Source organism: Acinetobacter lwoffii (assembly GCF_024129115.1).
Taxonomy (GTDB): domain Bacteria; phylum Pseudomonadota; class Gammaproteobacteria; order Pseudomonadales; family Moraxellaceae; genus Acinetobacter; species Acinetobacter lwoffii_T.
The window spans coordinates 1-22,268 of sequence record NZ_JAMXXO010000007.1; the positions used below are offsets into that span (position 1 = coordinate 1).

At 43.3% G+C, this 22,268-nt stretch carries 23 protein-coding genes and 1 pseudogene; 6 read left to right on the forward strand and 18 right to left on the reverse strand.

Annotation, left to right across the window (positions count from 1 at the left end):
• Positions 1–179 precede the first annotated feature (179 nt).
• Entirely contained in the window at positions 180–296 is a 117-nt protein-coding gene (locus NI470_RS07310) for a hypothetical protein (protein ID WP_086044934.1), read from the reverse strand.
• Between the two features lie 268 nt (positions 297–564).
• Between NI470_RS07310 and NI470_RS07315 the strand changes: the two genes are divergently transcribed.
• Complete coding sequence (locus NI470_RS07315) at positions 565–1,545, forward strand: MBL fold metallo-hydrolase (protein WP_044113228.1); 981 nt, start codon at positions 565–567, stop codon at positions 1,543–1,545.
• Positions 1,546–1,994: 449 nt separating this feature from the next.
• Complete coding sequence (locus NI470_RS07320) at positions 1,995–3,182, forward strand: ammonium transporter (RefSeq protein ID WP_044111056.1); 1,188 nt, start codon at positions 1,995–1,997, stop codon at positions 3,180–3,182.
• A gap of 68 nt (positions 3,183–3,250) precedes the next feature.
• On the opposite strand, the gene NI470_RS07325 is transcribed toward NI470_RS07320, so the two are convergent.
• Positions 3,251–3,874, reverse strand: coding sequence for a LysE family translocator (locus NI470_RS07325; protein WP_004280739.1), 624 nt, complete (start codon positions 3,872–3,874; stop codon positions 3,251–3,253).
• Positions 3,875–3,977: 103 nt separating this feature from the next.
• Positions 3,978–4,160 (reverse strand): NF038215 family lipoprotein, encoded by a 183-nt coding sequence (locus NI470_RS07330; RefSeq protein WP_005104073.1) that lies wholly within the window; start codon positions 4,158–4,160, stop codon positions 3,978–3,980.
• Positions 4,161–4,340: 180 nt separating this feature from the next.
• Here NI470_RS07330 and NI470_RS07335 point away from each other — a divergent pair, with 180 nt between their 5' ends.
• Positions 4,341–5,222: a 1-aminocyclopropane-1-carboxylate deaminase/D-cysteine desulfhydrase gene (locus NI470_RS07335; RefSeq protein ID WP_253148115.1), complete on the forward strand. Its 882-nt coding sequence runs from the start codon at positions 4,341–4,343 to the stop codon at positions 5,220–5,222.
• Here the strand turns inward: NI470_RS07335 and NI470_RS07340 are convergent.
• A complete protein-coding gene (locus NI470_RS07340; protein ID WP_253148114.1) occupies positions 5,219–5,542 on the reverse strand; it encodes a DUF4870 family protein in 324 nt (107 codons plus the stop codon). The genes NI470_RS07335 and NI470_RS07340 overlap by 4 nt on opposite strands.
• 187 nt (positions 5,543–5,729) lie before the next feature.
• Between NI470_RS07340 and NI470_RS07345 the strand changes: the two genes are divergently transcribed.
• Positions 5,730–6,929: a BaiN/RdsA family NAD(P)/FAD-dependent oxidoreductase gene (locus NI470_RS07345; RefSeq protein ID WP_253148113.1), complete on the forward strand. Its 1,200-nt coding sequence runs from the start codon at positions 5,730–5,732 to the stop codon at positions 6,927–6,929.
• Positions 6,930–6,958: 29 nt separating this feature from the next.
• On the opposite strand, the gene NI470_RS07350 is transcribed toward NI470_RS07345, so the two are convergent.
• The 7 genes and pseudogenes from NI470_RS07350 to eat form a co-directional block, all read right to left on the reverse strand.
• Entirely contained in the window at positions 6,959–7,108 is a 150-nt protein-coding gene (locus NI470_RS07350) for a hypothetical protein (RefSeq protein WP_004645868.1), read from the reverse strand.
• A 129-nt stretch (positions 7,109–7,237) separates the two neighbouring features.
• Entirely contained in the window at positions 7,238–7,405 is a 168-nt protein-coding gene (locus NI470_RS07355; RefSeq protein WP_171260769.1) for a hypothetical protein, read from the reverse strand.
• Between the two features lie 68 nt (positions 7,406–7,473).
• Entirely contained in the window at positions 7,474–9,420 is a 1,947-nt protein-coding gene (locus NI470_RS07360) for a mechanosensitive ion channel (protein ID WP_004732045.1), read from the reverse strand.
• Between the two features lie 201 nt (positions 9,421–9,621).
• A complete protein-coding gene (locus NI470_RS07365) occupies positions 9,622–9,954 on the reverse strand; it encodes a hypothetical protein (protein ID WP_005106219.1) in 333 nt (110 codons plus the stop codon).
• A 138-nt stretch (positions 9,955–10,092) separates the two neighbouring features.
• Complete coding sequence (gene eutC, locus NI470_RS07370) at positions 10,093–10,908, reverse strand: ethanolamine ammonia-lyase subunit EutC (RefSeq protein WP_253148112.1); 816 nt, start codon at positions 10,906–10,908, stop codon at positions 10,093–10,095.
• Positions 10,909–10,917: 9 nt separating this feature from the next.
• Positions 10,918–12,303 carry an ethanolamine ammonia-lyase subunit EutB gene (locus NI470_RS07375; protein ID WP_253148111.1) on the reverse strand — a complete coding sequence of 462 codons (1,386 nt, stop codon included), beginning with the start codon at positions 12,301–12,303 and terminating at the stop codon, positions 10,918–10,920.
• Between the two features lie 25 nt (positions 12,304–12,328).
• Positions 12,329–13,770 (reverse strand): annotated as a pseudogene (gene eat / locus NI470_RS07380) (ethanolamine permease).
• 149 nt (positions 13,771–13,919) lie between these two features.
• On the opposite strand from eat, the gene NI470_RS07385 reads away from it, so the two are divergent.
• Positions 13,920–14,342: a hypothetical protein gene (locus NI470_RS07385; protein WP_253148110.1), complete on the forward strand. Its 423-nt coding sequence runs from the start codon at positions 13,920–13,922 to the stop codon at positions 14,340–14,342.
• A 420-nt stretch (positions 14,343–14,762) separates the two neighbouring features.
• Here the strand turns inward: NI470_RS07385 and NI470_RS07395 are convergent, their stop codons facing one another.
• Entirely contained in the window at positions 14,763–15,524 is a 762-nt protein-coding gene (locus NI470_RS07395) for a ferredoxin--NADP reductase (protein WP_253148109.1), read from the reverse strand.
• Between the two features lie 86 nt (positions 15,525–15,610).
• Between NI470_RS07395 and gigC the strand changes: the two genes are divergently transcribed.
• Entirely contained in the window at positions 15,611–16,489 is an 879-nt protein-coding gene (gene gigC / locus NI470_RS07400; RefSeq protein WP_004280761.1) for a LysR family transcriptional regulator GigC, read from the forward strand.
• Between the two features lie 32 nt (positions 16,490–16,521).
• Here the strand turns inward: gigC and NI470_RS07405 are convergent, their stop codons facing one another.
• The 6 genes from NI470_RS07405 to nuoM all read right to left on the reverse strand — a co-directional run bounded on the left by NI470_RS07405 (position 16,522) and on the right by nuoM (position 22,268).
• Positions 16,522–17,256: a cold shock domain-containing protein gene (locus tag NI470_RS07405; protein WP_253148108.1), complete on the reverse strand. Its 735-nt coding sequence runs from the start codon at positions 17,254–17,256 to the stop codon at positions 16,522–16,524.
• Between the two features lie 160 nt (positions 17,257–17,416).
• The gene (locus NI470_RS07410) at positions 17,417–17,776 is read right to left on the reverse strand and encodes a hypothetical protein (protein ID WP_253148107.1); all 360 of its coding nucleotides are present in this window, start codon (positions 17,774–17,776) and stop codon (positions 17,417–17,419) included.
• A gap of 193 nt (positions 17,777–17,969) precedes the next feature.
• Positions 17,970–18,263: a cold shock domain-containing protein gene (locus NI470_RS07415; protein WP_004732065.1), complete on the reverse strand. Its 294-nt coding sequence runs from the start codon at positions 18,261–18,263 to the stop codon at positions 17,970–17,972.
• 84 nt (positions 18,264–18,347) lie between these two features.
• On the reverse strand, positions 18,348–18,983 hold the full coding sequence (upp, locus tag NI470_RS07420; RefSeq protein ID WP_004280765.1) for a uracil phosphoribosyltransferase: 636 nt from the start codon (positions 18,981–18,983) through the stop codon (positions 18,348–18,350).
• Positions 18,984–19,106: 123 nt separating this feature from the next.
• Positions 19,107–20,651, reverse strand: coding sequence for an NADH-quinone oxidoreductase subunit NuoN (nuoN, locus tag NI470_RS07425; protein WP_253099934.1), 1,545 nt, complete (start codon positions 20,649–20,651; stop codon positions 19,107–19,109).
• 3 nt (positions 20,652–20,654) lie between these two features.
• A complete protein-coding gene (gene nuoM, locus NI470_RS07430; protein ID WP_253148106.1) occupies positions 20,655–22,268 on the reverse strand; it encodes an NADH-quinone oxidoreductase subunit M in 1,614 nt (537 codons plus the stop codon).

Genomic DNA, 22,268 nt, shown 5'->3' on the forward strand with positions numbered 1-22,268 from the left:
GAAATTATCAAAGTTCTGTTGCTTTAGCCTGTATATTTTTATGGCTACCTTTATAGGGTTAATTATGAACAGTAAATGTCAACAGACCCTAATGTTTTTTCTAGAAAATCTCATAATAAAACCTTCATACGATCATAAAAAAGCCTCTATCTCTAGAGGCTTTTTTATTGCTGGGTCACTTAGCCTTGCAACACAAATTCCCAAATCACATAGCCCAGTCCAAAGCCCAGTAGTGAATATAAGGTAATAATGAAAAATACAAAGCTGGCATTGTTTTTTCTTTTCCAAAAACTCATCGCGACACCCAAAGCTTGTTCGTAATACCCCATGTTAACGAGCTTTTCATAAAAAGTGAAATGTATCTAAGCATTTTATTTATAATAATATTTTCATCAAAAATAAATTCTTTACTTTCAAAAAATCAATATACAGATTCAGACTTAATTTTTAGTACAGATGCCAAATCGGCATTGCTATTTAAAAAAATGGTAAATATATTCATATTCTTTTTTGCTGGCATCCGTGCTAATACATAGAATTGACTTTAATTACATAAGAATAGCCATGAAATACTTCACATCTTCTCTCGTCATGTCACTGCTTGCTTTAGGTTCAATGACGGGTATCTCTCAAACACATGCACAAACCGTTTCTAGCACCCAACAACAAAAACAGGTTCCGGGGTATTATCAGCATAACTTCGGAGATTACCAGATTACTGCCCTGCTGGATGGTAGCAATTATCTGTCCAAAGCCTTATTTAAAGATATTCCAGCAGCCCAAGCCGATCAGATCTTGAAAAAATACTACGTCGATCAGGCCAAAGGCATCCAGACATCCGTGAATGCCTTTCTGGTCAATACAGCCAAAGAACTGGTTCTGGTCGATAGCGGAACTTCAAGCTGTAATGGTCCACACCTAGGTTCAGTGTATTCCAATTTACAGGCTTCAGGGCATAAACCTGAACAGGTCAATGCCATCCTGCTCACGCATTTGCATCCTGACCATGTATGCGGCATCAGCAATAATGGCGTGGCCAATTTTCCCAATGCCAATATTTATGTGTCTCAAACTGAACTGGATTTCTGGATGAATCCTAAAACAGCAGACAAATTACCAAAAGCCAAGCAGGCAGGTTTTTTGGGCACAGTCGATAAAATCAAGAAAGCCATTGCCCCCTATCAGGCCAAGAATCAGCTCAAAACCTTTAAAACTGGCGATAAAATCCATGCTTTCGATGTCATCAGTTCGGCTGGACATACACCGGGGCATTTTGGTTTTAGCTTAAAATCACAAGGTCAGCAGATGGTGTTTATTGGAGATATTGTGCATTCACATACGCTGCAGTTTGATCGTCCACAGACCGGCGTTGACTTCGATGTCGATCCGAAAAAGGCGATTGAAACCCGCTTAAAGTATTTTGCTGAATATGCGAAGAATGGTCAGACGGTAGCTGCACCGCATTTGCCATTTCCGGGGATTGGACATATTTATTCTAAAGACAATAAAAGCTATCAATGGATTCCGGTACATTTTAAAGATTAATTGAATACTTCAATAATTTTATCTAAGCATGAAACCCTAATTTTTTAGGGTTTTATTTATTTTAAATCTCCTTCAGCCAGATTCCCCTATGACTTGGTAAATTTAAAACTTAAATGACGCTTTGAGATTTAAAAGCAAGGGTTTCATTTATTTTTAAATTTTTTCTTAAAAATCTTTCACTTTTCATGTGCACCTTTAGCATGCCTTTTTAACACCGTTTTTCTCACGATAAATATAAATACCTAAAAATATAATATAAATTTGAATTTCATGAACTCTTCCTGTGTCTTAGTTTGGTGCACAAAAATTGTATTGTGCTTTATATCGAGTCTTATCAATTTCAAGAAATTCTTCATCAAAATTTCCCTTGCTTAGGCCTCTTCTACAATCCATTTGCCTCTATATACTGATTTTCTTTTGTGATCCCGAGCACTAAATTGGAACGCACCATGCAAAATATAGACTTATTATTTCTTCTTCTCGGTGCAGTTCTAGTGCTTGCCATGCATGCTGGATTTGCTTTTTTAGAGCTTGGAACAGTTCGACATAAAAACCAGGTCAATGCCTTAAGTAAAATTCTAACCGACTTTGCCATTTCTGCGATCGCCTATTTTTTAGTGGGCTACTATATTGCCTACGGACAGCACTTTTTCCATGATGCTGCAACCTTGTCTGCCGATCATGGCTACAATCTGATGCGCTGTTTTTTCCTGTTGACCTTTGCTGCAGCCATTCCAGCGATTATCTCTGGCGGGATTGCAGAGCGTGCCAAAATGCGTTCACAGGCTTTAGCGACATTATTTCTGGTTGCGCTGATCTATCCGTTTTTTGAGGGTATGATCTGGAATGGCAACCTTGGTTTTCAGGATTGGCTGACCCATGCATTTGGTGCAAGTTTTCATGATTTTGCCGGTTCAGTTGTCGTTCATGCAATGGGCGGCTGGATCGCACTGGCCGCAATAATCCTACTTGGTGCGCGTCATGGCCGTTACAAAAAAGATGGCCGGATCACCGCGCATCCTCCTTCATCAATTCCTTTTTTGGCTTTGGGTTCCTGGATTCTGATTGTGGGATGGTTCGGCTTCAATGTCATGAGCGCGCAGCGGCTGGATGCCATTTCTGGACTGGTCGCCATTAACTCTTTGATGGCCATGATCGGTGGAACAATAGCAGCCAAAGTTGCGGGGAAAGATGACCCGGGCTTCCTGCATAATGGTCCCTTAGCAGGTCTGGTGGCGATTTGTGCCGGATCAGATGTTGTCCATCCCTTGGGTGCTTTTTTTATCGGGATCAGCGCCGGTATTATTTTTGTGAAACTTTTTACCTATACCCAAAATAAACTTAGAGTGGATGATGTATTGGGAGTCTGGCCTTTACATGGCGTTTGCGGTGCTTTTGGTGGATTAGCTGTAGGTATCTTCGGTCAGCAATGGCTCGGAGGAATGGGAGGAGTGTCTTTAATTTCACAACTCCTAGGTACAATGCTGGCGATTGTCATTGCTTTGGCGGGTGGTTTTTTGGTGTATGGCTTGCTTAAGGTTTTGATGGGTATTCGCCTGACTGAGGAAGAAGAGTTCAACGGAGCAGACTTGTCGATTCATCGTATTTCTGCTAATTCGGAAGAAAATACTTTTTAATTGATATAAAAAAGCCTCTACAACTAGGGGCTTTTTTTATTTATAAGCAGAGCGTCTATACGAAATAATTACTTCATACCAAAGATCAGTTTTAAGCCAAGTACCGTCATAACTGCGCCTGCTGCGCGGTCAAACAGGGCCTTAAACTTCAAATAAACACGACGTGGCTTTTCCGCAGATAATGCAACTGCGACCAGTGAACACCAGCCAGCATCAATAAAGAAACATAAGACAGGCAAAACAAAATAAAAATACGTTGGAATTTCTTTGGGCAATAACGCGGTAAAAATACTGGCCAGCACAATCGCAATTTTGGGATTGGACAACTGTGTGATTAAACCAGTGGTAAAAGCACGGCGTAAAGACATCTGTTTGCTAATGGTTGTATCCGCTTCGATCGGATCTTTGGCATGTTTAATGATTTTAAACGCCAACCAAAGTAAATATAAACCACCACAAATTTTTAAGGCCAGGTACGCTGAGGGTACAGCCAGTAAAAATGCCTGCAAACCGAGAACCGCCAGCAGACCAAAAATCGCTGCACCGAGACCAGTACCCAATGCAGTAAATAAACCATGTTTACGTGAAATGGCAATTGAATTTTTTGCCACATAAATAGAAGTTGGCCCGGGACTCATTGCGCCTAACATCAGGGCAAAAGCAATCGAACCTAAAATCCAGAATGATTCCACGAGATAACCTGACTTAAAAATTGAAGGGCTATTTTAAGCAAAAACCTGACAATTTGCTGTAAAAATTTCTGGATTTTTCATGAATTTCAACTATAGCAATTACTTAAGGTTTCAACTGATCCTGAGCACTCAAATGCTTGTCTAGCAGTTGATAATCCTGCTCATATACAGGTACGCCACCAATAATCATGGTACGGGTTTCTGTTTTAGGTTTATTCAACGCATCATCACAGCCCGACAGACTGAGCAGCATGCCGACCCACACAGCACAGGATAATATTTTCATTATTCTACCCTCCTCAGGGTTTCCTCTGTTTAGATTAGCATTGTTGTTTAAATAATCAGCGGAATATTTGTGACAATCTACAACCAATTCCATAGCTTTCAGCGAATAATGGCTTATTGAAAAACTTTGATTTTTAGCACTTCCGCTATAATGCCTCTATCATGAACTTTGCGAACTTTTATGTTTGAAACCATTGCCCAAAATATTCCAGATCAACAGATTAATTTTCACGATATTACTTTAATAATACGTCGTCTGGATCTGGTGCATCCACAAATCTCGGGCAACAAGTTTTTTAAACTGAAATATAATTTTCTTGAAGCCAAAAGACAGGGTTATCAGCATATTCTGAGTTTTGGAGGTGCTTATTCCAATCATATTGCTGCTACTGCATTTGCCGCACAGCAGTTTGGTTTTCAGAGTGTTGGAGTGATTCGGGGTGAAGAACTGGCTGATCGACCATTGAATCCAACATTAGCCACCGCCCAAGAATTCGGGATGCAGTTGCATTTCGTCAGTCGTGATGAATATCGGCGCAAGCAACAGCCTGAGTATTTGGCCGAACTCGCTCGACAATTTCCTGAACATTATGTGATTCCTGAAGGTGGAACCAATGCTTTGGCGATTCAAGGGTGTCAGGAAATATTAAAAGATAGCGATGCGCAATTTGATGTGATTTGTTGTGCAGTAGGCACCGGTGGCACCATCAGCGGATTGATCGAAGCCAGTCACGCGCATCAACAGATCTTAGGATTTTCCGCACTGAAAGGTTCATTTTTAAAAGATGAAGTCGCCCAACTAATGAATAAAACCAACTGGAACATTCTCGATGATTATTGCTGTGGTGGCTATGCCAAAACTAGTGCAGCCTTGGTACAGTTTATCCGGGATTTTGAAGCCGAATTTTCAATTCCACTGGAGCAGATCTACACGGCTAAAATGCTGATGGGGATTTTTGATCTGATCGAGAAAAATTATTTTCCGGCTGGGGCAAAACTGTTGGTGATTCATACTGGTGGTCTGCAAGGCCGTCATATTCCCTTTGATTTTATAGCAAATTAAGCTTCAATCGGTTGATTGTTATTTAAGGCAATTAACCCTTTGACCAAGCGGTAGATATGCCAGATAAAGACCAGAAACACGATCAAGAAACCAATCAAGATCACAGTCAATAAGCCACCGACGATATAGCCCAGCAAACTGATCCAGAAGGTTTTAATTTGCCAATCGACATGACTTTCCAGCCAGGTACCGCGCATTTCATCACGCTTGATATAATTCATCACAATTGCAATAAATGGAGTCAGACCAAGAAAAAATCCTAAAATATAAAGAATATATGTAATCAGATTATATTGTTTTAAATCTTCCACACTTGCCATTCGCTTTTCCTTGTTATTAGGTTTTTAGTTTGTACAAAAACTATGCATGAGTTTTAAGCCGCTTTCAAATATTTTATGTTTAAAATCCGCTATAAATCTGCAATCACAGAACTGATTTTTCTGGAATAGAGAAAGCTGAAATAAAATTGTCTATAATGCTTCCCTTTTCTTCTCCCTTGAGTGTGTAATGTCTTCCAAGCAATACGATGTTCTAGTCATAGGTGCCGGTGCCTCAGGTTTAATGACGGCGTATATGGCTGCGCAACGTGGGCGCAAAGTCGTGGTAGTAGAAAAAGCCAACAAGGTTGGCAAAAAAATCCTGATGTCGGGCGGTGGTAAATGTAATTTCACCAATCTGGAAGTCGAACCGAGCAATTATATTTCACACAATCTACATTTTGTGATTTCGGCTTTAACGCGTTATACCAACTGGGACTTTATCGGCTTGGTATGTGAATACGGTATTGCCTATGAAGAGCGCAAACATGGACAGCTGTTTACCTTAAATGGTGCAAAAGATATCTTGTCGATGCTGCTGGCGGAATGTGACAAAACTGGGCTGGTTGATATTAAAACCAGCTGCGAAGTGAAAGCAGTGAATCCAGTCGATGATCAAGGCTTTCAGGTGGCAACCTCACTGGGATATTTTGAAGTTGAATCTGTAGTCGTCGCATCCGGTGGTTTATCGATTCCTACGCTTGGCGGTTCAGGCATTGGCTATGAGATTGCAAAACAGTTTGGACATCACGTCTATCCAACCCGTGCCGGACTGGTTCCATTTACCTTCTCTGACGGATTTAAAGAAGTCACCACGCGCTTAAGCGGTAATGCCGTAGAAGCAACTCTCTCGAATGAGCTTAATAGCTTTACCGAAGCGCTATTGTTTACCCATCGCGGTTTGAGTGGGCCAACTTCCCTGCAACTTTCCAACTACTGGAATGTCGGTCAGAGCTTTAAGGTTGATTTTCTTCCAAGTGTTGATCTGTTGGATTTCTTCAAATCCAAAAAACAAAGCCAGCCCAAAGTCTTGTTACGTACACTACTCAATGAATATTTACCGAAAAGTGTGGTGGCTGAATTACAAAATCTGATCTGGATTGAAAGCGCTGAAACTGCCATTGGTAATATCAGCGATGACAAGCTGGAACAGATTGCGGCACGTCTGCATGGCTTTGAAGTGAAACCTTCAGGAACTGAAGGCTACCGTACAGCGGAGGTGACTTTGGGTGGTGTAGACACTACAGAAATATCCTCAAAAACCATGGAAAGTAAAAAGCAGAAAGGCTTGTATTTTATTGGTGAAGTGCTGGATGTTACTGGACATTTGGGCGGTTATAATTTCCAATGGGCATGGTCATCGGCACATGCCGCATCGGAATATATTTAATCAATAGATAATCTGGTTTGCTACTTAACTCATTCCAGATAGTCTGTTTTAAACAGGTTGAGATTGGCCGTATTTGTTAAACGGTCAATCGTCAGCTGCATTTTTTGAGCTTCTCGCAGAAATAGTGGTACGTCATCTGCTGAAGATGCCATGAATTTATGTTGTAGTGCTTTCCACATATTGTTGATCTCCTTTTCTTTATATTTTTAATGCAAGAAAAATACCAAAATCATTTTAGTATTCACTTGAATATTCTATACTTTTTAAAAAATAAATTCTATTCCTGGTGACTGAGCAGGATTGACTCCTCAGTTAAATTCGTCTGTCTCTGGTATTTTCTTATCCAGCTCTCGCTCAGACTGCTCGTCCTGTCTGCTCTTCACAAAAACAAATCGATAGGCAGCGGTAAAAAAGCCAAGCGTAATTCCTGCAATGACTAAAGGAGCCAGAACTTTGTTAGGTTTTTTGGTATTCATTCATTTTTCCTTATGACTGAACAAAATCGACCACATGAGCGTGGTCGATTTTGCTTAAAGATAACAGGTTATTTCAGGTCATCTTTTTTCTGAATAGAACGATCAATATCGACATTCGGCTCTTTTTCTCCAGTTGAACCAAATGGATTATTGACTGGCGGATGAGTCGGATCGACTTTTAGTGAATCTGGTACGGCTTGATCCGCATCCGGATTGACCGGATCAATACCCAATGATTCATCATCCTGCGGTGCAGTGGTAAGGATTGCCGGGGTAGTATGAGATAAATCCGTACCCATAGGCATATTCTTGTCTGAATCCTGATTTGGCATGATGCCTGCTCCTGGAGTTGTGATTGAAGAATCGCTAGTGCCTGTAGCAGTTTGCGAACCACCAGAGGACTGGCTCATTGAGCTATCTGTAGAACTCATACCCATCGCCGCACCTGTAGTACCTGACATGTCGGTTGCACTTGTACCTGTGGTCTTGCCACCTAATCCAGAAAATATGCTGTTCTCAGCTTTTTCTTTGACAGGGTTAGGGTCTTTGGCTTCTCGTTTGGCTTTATCAATCAAATCTGTGAGTACACGCTCTGCAGGTTGACGACCACCCAGACCAAATGCCAAGGCGAATGCCACTGCTACAGCACCCAAAGTTAGACCAAATGCCAAGTTAACAATCGAATCGGCAATACCCATAGCACGCAGACCCATTGCCACAACCAGTCCCATGATCAGGACACGAACCAGATTGGCTAACCAGCGTGAGCTGTTATATTCACCACGTTGTACGATATTCGCAACAATATTCGCCAGCCAGAAACCGATTACCAGAATCACCGCACCGAGCAGGATATTGGCACCGAAGTAGATGAACATTGCAATCAGACCACTGATCTGTTCAAAGCCCAGACGGTTCGCTGCTTCAGACACCGCAAATAGCATGGTGAATAAAACGATCAGGAAACCAACTACACTGGAAAGTTTAGTCGTGCCTAAAAAGCGCTGGATATCCAGTTTGGCAGGAATTTCATCAACACCTGTACCGGCAACTACTTCAACCACCAGACGTGCTACCAGTTTAGACACCACATACGCCAGAATCAGAATCAACGCAGCAGCGATGATATTCGGAATGGCATTCATGATTTCATACAGCATGGCTGTAGCAGGCTGAGAAATGGCCTCGATACCCAATGCTTCAAATGCAATGATCAGTGCGGTAATGATCACCACGGCGAAGATAAATGACCCAATCACCTGGGAAACATTCGAGTTTTTAAAGATGCCTACTTTTTCAGCATGTTGTTGTACGTTCAGACTGTTTAATAGCCCTTCAACAATACCGCGCACAATTTTCGCCAGGATATAACCAACAAAAATGATGACTGCAGCAATGAAGATGTTTGGTAAGTAGCTTACGACATCGGTCAGCATATTTTGAACTGGTAACAACAGACCGTTGAGACCCAAAATAGACAGTACGATTGGCAAGAACAGCAATAAAATTAACCAGTAAGCAATTTCACTGATGTTTTTACTAATCGGACTGACACCGACTTCAGCACTGAGTTTTTCATCGAGTTGCGTTCGGTCCAGTAGCTTTTGTAACCCTATCTTGACCAGATTGGCCACAATCCAACCTATGAATCCGACTGCAATTGCACCTAGTAACTGCGGGATAAATAACAGGAATTGCTGGATCATATTACTGAATGGACCGCTGACACTGGTAAGATTAAGTACATTCAGCGCACCAATCACGGCAATAATCAGAATAATCCAGAACACGACGCGGGCGATAATGCTCTCCACATTGGAGTGATGACCTGTCGCCGTATTTAAATGTGTATTGGTACCCAGTTTCTGCAAGAGCTTTTTAACGCCTGCCGAGACCAGTAACGCAATGATCCAGCCAATTACTAATATGGCAATTGCACTAAGAATGGGATGGAACTGATCCCAGTAGTACATGGCATCGAAGCCACCACGCGGGCTTCTCATATAATCATTCATGTTGTTCTACCCTCTTTGTTATTAAGCTATTTATCTGAAATCGGGGGCATCTCCCTGAAACAATCAGCCCCTTCTTCTTCCGGATTCATATTAGATTTGATGTTTTCAGACTCAAGCCAGGTAGATGGCACTACCTTAAAACATCACCATCCATTGCAAAAAAGCCCCAGTGGTTCACTAGAGCTTTTCAGGTATTTTCAGTTATTGAGTCGCCTGTCCATCAGTCGCAGTTGCTGTTGCTTCTGTGCCATCACCCACGGTTGCTGTAGCTTCCGTTCCATCATTCATGGTGGCGGTGCCTTGTGTAGGCTCACCGACTGGAGTTGAATTATTTGGGGTAGCAGGCTGTACATTCGGATTTGGATGTCCTGCAGGAGCATCATTCGCATCTGGATTCATGTCAGCAAACATATAGAACAGTAGTGCGAGTAAAAAAATACCGACCAAAATCAAGATATAAACAGGGATACGCTTTTTTTGCGTCACGTCTGCTTGATGATTTAAAGGTGGCTTTTTATTGAAATCATCGACCATAACCATTCTCACTCTTTGTTATTCATAAGTAGATTTTTAGAATAACAAGCTGTGAATAGGGCTTCTGTGACAAAACATGGTGAGATGGTGACGGGATGTAAGTCACTAATCCATCAGAATTCTCTGCTGGTTACTGCTTTAAAATAGCCGTTTGGCCGGGCTATGTTGTATGTCGACTGGGGTTTGGTGTTCATCTTTCAACTGTACTCCTGAAAGCTGTAACTCACAGGATTTACGCATCAATGCCACCAGTCGCTGGATGGCAAGTGGATAGGTCAAGCCGGCAGGACGGACATTGGAAATACAGTTACGCAAGGCATCATGACAACCTTTAAAAGCATTATAAGTGTAGTAAATTCCCATACTGTCCGGTGAGCTCAAACCCGGCCGTTCGCCAATCAGCATGACCAGCATTTTCGCCTGTAAAATTTCTGCCACTTCATCGCCAAGTGCCACACGACTGCCACGGGCTATCACCAAGGGGGCAATCTGCCAGCCTTGTTCTTTACAAGCCTCCAGCAACGCCGAAATAAAATGCGGGCTATTTTCCTCAATGGCACGTGCCGAGAGCCCATCTCCTAAAATGATGACCACATCCCAATGTTCCTGATGTTCAGTCCGATATTGTCGCAACATGTTTTTGGACTGCTCTGAAAGCACCCGCCCCAGATCAGGACGCTTCAGATAAAGATCCTTTTCCACCGCTTGGCTTTCAATTTCCAGGATGAGCAGTCCGGTTTTAGCTAAGTCATCTTTTAAGGATTCAATATTGAGTGGCTTCAGTACCGCATCTTTGGCCTGGGCATGCGCCAGTTGAAATTCCAGACTTGGTCGAGTCGGCAAGCTGCCCCCAGTTCGGCCTAAGGCAATCCGTGCATCAGTAAAAGCTTTCAGTTTCTGCCAGAGGTTATCCTGTAATTGGGACTCAAATTTCACATCGGCAATCAGTTTCATAGTACTTCCTCAAGACAGGATTAGACGTGAAAATTGCTTAGGCAACTCGGTTGGCCAGTGCAACTGATTGGACTGTTGCGCCAAAATTCCCTGCTGCTCCAGCCAATGGTCAAATTCGGGTGCCGGTTTTAATCCCAGTAACTGCCGGATGTAGAGCGCATCATGAAAGGAGGTCGTCTGATAATTCAGCATCACATCATCCGAGCAGGGAATCCCCATAATAAAATTCAGTCCGGCATTGGCAAGCAAGGTCAGCAGTACATCCATATCATCCTGATCGGCATCGGCATGATTGGTGTAGCAAATATCACAGCCCATTGGCACACTGAGCAGCTTGCCACAGAAATGATCTTCCAGCCCGGCCCGGATAATCTGCTTGCCGTTATACAGATATTCTGGCCCGATAAAGCCGACTACAGTATTGACCAGCAAGGGATTAAACTTACGCGCCACGGCGTAGGCACGCACTTCCACGGTCTGTTGATCCACGCCATGATGGCCATTGCTGGATAAGGCACTGCCCTGTCCGGTTTCAAAATACATCACATTTTGGCCCACGGTGCCGCGTTGCAGGCTTAAAGTGGCTTCATAGCCTTCCTGCAATAGCGCCAGATTGATGCCGAAACCAGTATTGGCTTTTTCGGTTCCCGCAATAGACTGAAACATTAAATCAATCGGAACATTTTTATTTGCCAGCTGAATGCCGGAAGTGATATGGGTCAAAACACAAGATTGAGTTGGAATCTCATATTCCTCAATAACATGATCGAGCAGTTTGAGCAGCTCAGTTAAATTCTGCAGATTATCTGTGGCCGGATTAATTCCGATGACGGCATCTCCATTGCCATACATCAGTCCATCCAGAATAGATGCAGAAATTCCCATCAAGTCATCGGTCGGATGATTCGGCTGCAAACGCGTCGATAAGTGCCCTTCCAGCCCGATGGTATTTCTGAACCGAGTCACTACTCGGCATTTTTTTGCCACCAGAATCAGATCCTGATTGCGCATAATCTTGCTCACTGCCGCGACCATTTCCGGAATCAGGCCCATTTTTAAGGCCGTAATCTTTTCTGTGGTGGCATCTGCACTGAGTAGCCAGTTACGAAAATCCCCCACAGTAAAATGCGAGACCGGATAAAAAGCATCGGCATCATGTTCATCCAGAATCAGGCGGGTAATTTCATCCTCCTCATAAGGAATCACAGCTTCATGCAAAAACTGCTGTAATGGTACTTCTGCCAGACACATTTGTGCAGCAACACGCTCGGTTGCATCAGTGGCCGCAATCCCTGCCAGCTGATCACCAGAACGTTCAGGCGTAGCCTTGGCCAACAGGGTTTTTAAATCCTCAAAGATATAATGCTGACTGGCCACATTGATCTGATACAGCATAAGCATGCTCTCCCTGATAGATAATTTATTTCAATTCCTTTTCTGCTGCCTCGATACGGACAAATTCTTCTTCCGGTGTACCGGCCACCAGATGATGACGGCTATACAGCAGAAAATAGAGAATCAGTGCAACGTAAATGGCAGCTGCCATTAACCAGACTTTTGGATCGACCAGAAAGCCTGCCACCACGGCAATCGCAGCAAGTACCAGCGCAATGGGCGCAGTCACAATACCGCCCGGTGCCTGATAAGGACGTACTAGATTTGGTCGAGACAGTTTCAGTTTGATGTAGGACATCATCATTAATACATAGGAAATGGTGGCACCAAAGACCGCCATCAGAATCAGCAGATCACCTTCACCTGAAAGGGACAGCAGGAAGCCAATAATCCCCGGAATAATGATGGCCAAATAAGGTGCATGATTGCTGTTGGTTAAAGAGAATTTTTCGGTAAATAACCGGCACGTGAGAGTGCAAAAATTTGACGGGAATAGGCATAGATAATCGAGAAGAAACTAGCGATCAGACCTGCCAGCCCGACAAAATTCACGAAACTAGCCATCCAGGTATTGGCACCATAGACTGCGACCAAGGCATCCACCAGCGGTGCACCAGAATCTTTAAGCGTATCTGCACCTGCTGCGCCAGGACCGAGCAACAAAATACTCAGGGCAAAGAATGCCAGAATCAGCATGGACCCAATCAGGCCACGCGGCAAGGATTTGGCTAGCTCTTTGGCCTCCTCGGCTGCCAGCGGGACACCTTCAACTGCCAGAAAAAACCAGATCGCATAAGGTACTGCTGCCCAGATGCCCAGATAACCCAATGGCAGGAAACTGCTTGCACCCGCCGCTTCCGTGCTGACTGCAATATCAAACAGGTTTGCACTATTAAAATGAGGCAACATGCCAAAGATAAACACCATCAAGGCAACCGCAGCAATTGCGGTAATCACAAACATGATTTTGAGTGCTTCACCAGCACCTTTCAGATGCAAGCCCATAAACACCAGATAGCTCACCAGATAAATGATCCAGCCGCCAATACCAAACAAGGCTTCGCAATAAGCGCCAATGAAACAGGCAATTGCTGCCGGAGCAATAGCATACTCAATCAGGATAGCACTCCCGGTCAGATAGCCGCCAAAGGGACCAAAAGCAGTCCGGGCAAAACTGTAACCTCCGCCCGCAGTCGGCAGCATGGTCGACATTTCCGACATGGCCAGACACATACACAGATACATAAATGCCACTACAATGGTCGCAATAAACATACCTCCCCAACCCGCCTGTGCCAGACCGAAATTCCAACCAGCGAAGTCGCCGGAAATCACATACGCGACCCCTAGACCGACGAGAAGCAGCCAACCTACGGCGCCTTTCTTGAGCTGACGTAAGGCAAAATAATCTTCCTGTACTGCTGTTTCAGTCACACTGGTATCAATCACACTTTTTGACTCTGACATAGCAACCTCGTTGTTTTTATCGTTGTTCCCTAGAGATATGCATAAGCCATACCAGTTCCGCAGGCATTAGTGAAGACAGTTGAGACGCTGCCTTTCAGCGATGAAATGCGTTATAATTATCCACCTTCTCATTTATACACCCGAGTTATATGGCGTATCGTCAACAAAGTGTATCGCTTGATCTTGATACTGACGTCACACATCAATGTACGCTGCACTACAGCCGTGATCAGCATCTGATTGGAATTATTGAATTTAGCAAGCCAAGCTTCCTGCTTCGCTGGCAGGATCTGGAATATTTCCGTCGTCGTACCGAAGAATTTTCCGTGATGCCTTTTCCGGACTGTGTGAATGCGATGATTATCGATATTCGAGATGTGATAGCATGGCTGGATAATGAAGTGCCGATTATTCCATGGCGCTTATTGGAAGAAGACTGTCCGGTGCGTCTGGTGGTGCCTGCAGACCGTATTGAGCACTATGCCGGATTCTTTGAACCGACTTGGCTCAGCCCCGATGTCGAAACCGCCATTCAGGAAATCCGTGAATCCATGGATATGTTTGTGCATTAAGCTTGAATCGAAAAAACCTCCGCAATGGGCAATGCTTTTTACTTAAGCATTTGAATCATTTTGGAATTTATTAGGGAATCTGATGTCAGGTTTGGCATCGGATTTTTTATGGTATTTCAGCAGGATATTTTAGATCTTAAAAATCTGTTTAAGCTCTCGAATCTGAGTACTTTTATTCACAATATCACCGTTAAGTGGGTCAAGTCCACACTCAGGTTGAGCAGTTCCGCGACTATTTCCAGGCGGCGATTGCCTGCAGATCAGGGATAGATAGTTTGTTTTGGAGAGGCGTTCGAGGCCTACAATACCTCGAACAGTTAATATCTCAAAAACCCCTTATCCCCTAGATCACCATGCGACTCCTCTCCAGTGAACCGCATTGCCTTCAAGTAGGAGCTTTTGCTCATAAATTCTTCAGCCTTACCAGTAATTCTCGACCGCGATATTGCCTTCACCACGGCGGTTCATGGTCAGGCCACGGGCTTTTAAAGCTTCCTTGGTGTCATTCACCATCTCCGGGTTACCACAAAGCATGACATGCGTTGTTTCCGGATTAAGCGTTAGACCCGCTGCCTTTTCCAGTTCACCATTGGCAATCAGAATCGGTAAACGGTCGTGCAAAGGTGCATCGGGTTCACGGGTAATAATCGGGATAAATTTAAAACCAGTATGTCCTTCGCCAAAGGTTTCAGCGATTTCTTGAATCCGGTCCACATAAGCGAGTTCTGCCCGGGTGCGCACACTATAAACCAGATTGATTTTCTCGTATTTGCTCCAGGTCTCAAAGTCTTGCAACATGCAAATAAACGGTGCCAGCCCCGTGCCGGTACCCAGTAGCCATAGGTCTTTAGGCAAAGGCAATTGATAACGTGCCAGAGTCAGATAACCATAAGGAATTTTTTCCAGATGCAGCTCATCCCCAACTTTGAGGTGCTGTAAATTGGAGGTAAATTTACCTTCTGGAACGACAATCGAGAAAAACTCCAGAGTTTCATCAAAAGGAGATGACACTACCGAATAGGCACGAACCACCAGTTCATCCCCCACTTGCAAACCAATACGCGCAAATTGCCCTGCAGTAAATTTGAAATGTGCCGGGCGTGTCATCGTAAAACTAAATAATGTATTGGTCCAACGGTGTACAGATAAAACTTTTTCTCGGGTAAATTTTTCAATTGACATGATTTCAACGTGGCATGAAAGACTGTGCTCATGGTAGCATGGCAACATAATTTATTAATATTTTTTTAAATGTTAAGGCTCTACTCATGCGCATGACTTTACGCCAATTGGCTGTTTTTGTAGCAGTGGCACAAGAGGGTACCGTAACGAAGGCTAGCGATGCCGTCAAGCTTACACAAAGTGCGGCTAGTATGGCTTTAGCAGATCTGGAAGATGGTCTGGGTGCTCCACTATTTGACCGTCTAGGCAAACGTTTACAGCTAAATGACCTGGGGCGCTTTCTTCTCCCTCAAGCCCTGGAAATTTTAGGCCGCTGTGAATCCTTTGAACAAGTTGCTAAAGGTGAGCTTCAAAGTATTGATTTACGTTTAGGTGCAACCCTGACGATTTCAGATTACCTGATTCCTGACCTGATGGCCGATTTCTTGAAAATCAAGCCGCAAGCACATTTACAGCTTCAAGTCGGTAATACTCGTCAAATGATTGAAGCGGTGAATCAGTTCCAGCTGGATCTTGCCTTAATTGAAGGTTCCTGTCATCTGCCACAGCTCCAATGTATCCATTGGCGTGATGATGAGCTGGCCGTGTGCTGTGCGCCGGATCATCCTCTTGCGCAATTGAACCGTGAACTAACCGCTGAAGATTTCAAATCTGTTGAATGGATTCTGCGTGAAGAAGGTTCAGGTACCCGTGAGGTGTTTGACAATGCCATCTTGAAAGATGTGCCGGATGCCAATATCCGTCTAACACTCGGTCATAATGAGGCGATTTTAAAAATCGTAGCGGGCGGAATCGGCATGTCCTGCATTTCCAAACTTGCAATTGAGCCTTTACGTGAAAAAGGTCAATTGGTGATTCTGGATACACCATTCTGGTCGCTGACTCGTCCTCTGTTCATGCTAGTACATCGCCAGAAATATCAGGGTCCAGGTCTGAGAGCCTTTATGAATTTTTGTGAAAGCTAAAATATGAAAAGCACCTTAAGGTGCTTTTTTATTTATCGACGATATCCAAATTGATCCTCACATGGAATACCATCGCCATCACCATCCATTTTCGTACCTGAACAATTTCTAATAAAGAACACCGCTTCTTCATAGGAATTCATTTGAGGACAACGTGTACGACCATCACATTTAAATTGAGATACAGATGGCGAAGCCATTTCTGAAGTTTTCAGATTAACGGGGGCACTTTGGTTTCTTAACTCAGTGCCACGATTCTCCAGATTCTTCCTGCCCTGCTCAGATAATCCTTGCATAGCTAGATCACCTTGCGCTGCTCGCTGCTCAGCGACAATTCGTTGCTGTTCTACCATCAGTTCCTCAAGCTTTTGCTGTTTTTGAGCCTGGTAGCTTTGGTATTTGTTATAAACAAGAACAGCAAGAATCAAAATAATCACCAGTCCTGATATTGTGATTATTTTTGATATCGTTAATGACTTTGTCTTTTCATAACGTGGAGAAGCTTTGCTTTCAATATCTCCATGTAGATCATTGTGTTGCGTAACAGGCGCTTCTTGCTTAATATCCAAGCGAACAATATGCTCTGCCTTAAATTTTCCATTATCTTCTACAATTAAAAACTTTAATTTTTCCCCAATTTTTGGCGGAATATTTTTATTGGGAAAGTCTTTGACATGAAAAAATAAATCTCTAGATTGTCCTTCGATCTGAATAAAACCAAAACCACGATCTTCGTTATAGGTTTTGATTTCCCCCTCTTGAAACATAATTCGCTCTTATCTTTAATATTTTTTATGATTGTAATCAAAAAGCGACTGAAAATCTTTTGTAAAATTCTCTAAAGCATAAAGACAAAGACTAAAAGTGCATCTTATGGCAGAAGAATAGATCTCAAGTTAAAAGTAAAACATTAAAATTTCTCTTTATTTATACTTCGCCAAAAATCATAAACCCAACAGCTGATACCAATGCCAGCCATAGGGTCGGACTAAAGAAAAGTGAATTACGTACCGGAACAGGCACTGTAGGTGCCAAGGATTGCAAGGGGACGACTTCTGGCACAAATTCATCCTGCACTTTAATATCCAGACGTACTATGTTGTCTAAGGTCATGCTTTCTTGTTGGGAATTGATTCTAAACTTAAGCCGCTCTCCAATTTGTGGCTCAATTTCAGGCGAAGGTAAATCCTGTAGCTTGAAACTTAACTCTTGAGCTTCCCCTATTAACTCCAAAGTACCCATACCACGTTCGGAATCGTAAGTTTTAATTTTTCCATCCGTAAACATGACATTTATCTCTATAGAATTCATTTAATTTGTATTCTAAGCCAAAGGAAATGTTCAGCATTGTTGCTGTTTGGTGGATTTTTTATGTGTTGTCTGTCTCTTTAAATATATAAGCGGTGGTGCTATAAAAAAAAGAGGCTTGAAAGCCTCTTTTAGAATGTAACCAAACACTATTAAGTATGAGAATAATCCATTAACCACGGAAGTTGTTTAACAATGCCGATGTAATTGATTTATTGTGTGTTGCCACTTTGGTTTTTTTAGCTTTCTTTGAGTTGTCTTCGACACGTTCAATCTTAATCGCTTTATACTTATCGCCATTTTCAACAACATTAAATTTCACGCGTTCATTGCGTTTTGGCTCGCCTTCTGCCGCAGGGAAGTCTGAAATATGGAAGAATACATCTCCCTCAGCGCAGCCAATAAAACCGAAACCTTTGGCAGGGTCATACTGTTTAATTTTGCCCTGATACAATTCATCTTTCATGCTATTGTCCTATCCTGAAAATGCCCTGTCTACATTATATAAAAAAGAGGCTGTAGTAGCCCCTTTTTTCATCATATTCAAAAATTAGTCTTTTTGAACTGAACCAAAGATTTTATCGCCAGCATCGCCAAGACCTGGAACGATATAACCATTTTCATTTAAGCCATTATCGATAGAAGCAGTAAAAATCACAACATCCGGATGCGTAGCTTCTACACGCTTAATGCCTTCTGGTGCAGCAACCAGAACCATCACACGAATGTCTTTACAGCCGCTGGCTTTCAATACATCAATTGCAGCCACTAAAGAAGAACCTGTCGCCAACATTGGATCAATGATCATCGCGATACGGTTTTGTACGTCTGGAACCAGTTTTTTATAATAGGTACGTGCTTCCAGAGTTTCTTCATCACGCTCTAAACCAAGTACCGATACTTTTGCACTTGGAATCAGGTTCAGGAAACCGTCAAGCATGCCAATACCGGCACGTAGAATTGGTACAACAGTGATTTTTTTACCCGCAATACGGTCAACTGTAACAGCACCATTCCAGCCATCAATATCATGTTCAACCATTGGCAGGTCTTTGGTTGCTTCATAAGTTAGAAGCATGGTCACTTCTTGAGCTAACTCACGAAAATTCTTGGTACTGATATCTGCACGACGGAGTAAACCAAGCTTATGTCGAATGAGTGGATGACGGATTTCATGGATTGCCACGGGAGAACACCTAAAAGGTTAAAGATAAATTTCCGCTATTATAAAGGCTTTTATTGATTTGTATAAATAAAAAAGCCCCCAATCATGGAGGCTTTTTTGTAATAACGTCAATCTTTGCAGATATTAGTTAAAACCACTTTGAACCAAAGTGAAAATGAACTGTTGCAATTCAGGTGACATGGCAAAGAATGCATATTTAGATACTGCAATCACCGGATCTGGGTAGACACCGATCACAAGTACCGCAAGCGCAGCAAGAAGTACCATGATACCGCCCACTTTTTGACCCCAATGATTCACCGCATCTAGACGTGGTGTTTCAGGTGGTGTCATGTAAAGTACAACCATCACACGCAGGTAGTAGTACAGACCGATACCAGAACCTAGAATCACCATAGCAGTCAGGAACCAGGCTTCGCCTGCAACTGCAGTTTTAATCACCAGGAACTTACCGATAAAGCCGGCAGTTAAAGGAATACCTGCAAGAGACAGCATCATCACCGTCAATACAGCAGTCAATACTGGACGGCGCCAGAACAGACCACGGTATTCAGCCAGACTACCCGCTTCATCCGTATTGTTATACGGACTAGACATCAGCGTAACGACACCGAACGCACCGATCGTGGTTAATACATAAGTAATCACGTAGACGTTTACACTTTCAAAAGTCGCGAAACCTTGAACTTGCAAGAAGTCGGTATTACGTGAGCTTACGATGGCAACCAGCAAATAACCAAAGTGTGCAATTGAAGAATATGCCAAGATACGTTTCAAGTTCACCTGGCGAACCGCCAGCAAGTTACCTGCAAGGATAGACAGAACCGCAATAATCGAAATGATGGTGACGAAGCTGTCTGCCAGGATTAAACCTGAAGACAATACATAACGAACAAACAGACCAATCATCGCCACTTTCGCAACAGTCGCAAGGAAAGTCGCGATTGGCGCTGGTGCACCAGCGTATACGTCTGGTGTCCATTTGTGGAATGGTGCCAGCGATAATTTAAATGCCACAGCAAATACAATTAAAGCCAGACCAATTACCACAGCCGGTTGACTGAATACAGTAAACAGTTTGCCCGGTTCAGCAACGAAACTTAAAGTACCTGTATATGCATAAATATATGCCATACCCATAAGCAGCATTGCAGATGCAGTTGCTGAAAGCACCAGATATTTCACACCCGCTTCAAGCGATTGAGAACGTTGATGTGTATATGCCAACAAGCCATATACAGGAATCGACATCAACTCAAGGCTGATAAAGAATGATGCATAGTGTGAGCTTGCCACCATCAGCATGGCACCCGCAACGGATGTCAGCATCAGGATATACAGCTCTTCACGGTTATCTTTATAGGTTTCGATATACGCGTGAGACAAGGTCGCACATGCAAGTGCAGCAATCAAAATCACAAACTGGTACAGCATCGTAAATGGATCTACGATGAACAGATTCATCACGTTGGCAGGTGCAAACACGCCCGCCAACAAAACGAAAATGATATAGAACGCAGCAAGGTTTAAACCAATCACCGTGGTGGTAGCCACCAAGTTATGGTTACGCTTGATTGCGGTCAGCAACATCACGACGATCGCAGTTAACGACACGATCATCACAGGTGCTAGAGGCATAAGCTCAGAAAAAGACATTGTGAAGTTCATGGCTTATTGGATCTCCACATTTTCAAGTTGAGTCGTTACTTTATCAGCAACTTCAACCACTTCTTGAACTGGAATGTAGCTATTCGCTAACCACGCCATGCTTGAGTTAGAAACGTCAAGGAAGCTTTGTGGATATAGACCAAGCCAAAGTAGACCAAACGCACAGATCAACAATAATGCGATTTCACGTGCATTTAGATCTTTTAACGGATTTGTATAGTGCTGCTGTTGCGCTTCATTTGGTACACCAAACAAGGCTTTGTGAATCAGGATCAAACCATACAGACCCGCAAATACCAAACTGATTGCCGCAAGAATGGTAAACGCCGGGAATTTCGCATAAGCACCCATCAGGATCAGGAACTCACCAATGAAGTTACCTAGACCTGGAATACCCACCAACGCCGCGACGAAGAACATCAGGAAGAATGCAAGATACGGGAACTGACCACGCATACCACCCATCAAACGCATATCACGCGTATGCACACGCTCATATACCTGACCGCACATAATAAACAGTGCAGCAGATGAAATACCATGTGCCAACATCATGATCATCAGACCTTGGAAAGTCAGGATGTTACCTGCGTAGATCGCAAGTAAAACGAAGCCCATGTGTGAAATAGAGGTATAGGCTAACAGGCGTTTCATGTCGGTTTGCTGGAAAGCACACCAAGCACCGTAGAAAATACCGATTAAACCAAGAATGATTGCGAAGTCTGCAAACTGTGCAGATGCTGCCGGGAAAAACGGAATCACGAAACGTAATAAACCGTAAGCCGCAGTCTTAATCAAGATACCTGCAAGATCGACAGAACCCGCTGTTGGTGCTTGCGCATGCGCATCTGGTAACCAGCCGTGTAATGGGAAAACTGGAAGTTTTACCGCAAAACCGATGAATAAACAGATCATGAATGCATAAGCCACCGCTGGAGCCTGAGCATCAAGCGTATTCGCCACACCTAATAAATAGTTGTAGTCGAAACGGATTTCACCCGTCATGGTATAGCCCACAGTCACCAGGCCAAGGATACCAATCAGCATCACCAAACCGGCAACCTGCGTGTAAATGAAGAACTTGTTAGCTGCATAAACACGTGACTTGCCTTCTGCTCCTTTATGACCCCAAAGGGCAATCAGGAAGTAGATTGGCACCAGCATCATCTCCCAGAAGAAGAAGAACAGGAACAGGTCAATCGCAAGGAAGACACCGATGACACCACCCAACGACCATAAAAGGTTCAAGTGGAAGAAACCAACGTTCTTTTGAATCTCACCCCATGAACAGCCGACTGCCAGCACACCCAGGAGTGCAGTCAAGCCAACCATAAGAAGTGATAAACCATCCACTGCCAAGTGAATGTTAATGCCCAGGGTTTGAATCCAAGGCAATTTGAATTCGGCAGCCCACGAAGGTGTAGCACCGCCTAATTCATAGTTATAAGTACCAGTCTGCCAAAGGACGATGGTCAAGACCAACGTCACCAGCATACCGATCAACGCGATATAACGCGGCAAGTGTTGGTCGAGTTTATCGACCAACCAGCATATGAAACCTGCAATGAACGGAATGAGGATCAGAGCCGGCAAAATAATATTGTTTGGAGCTTCCAT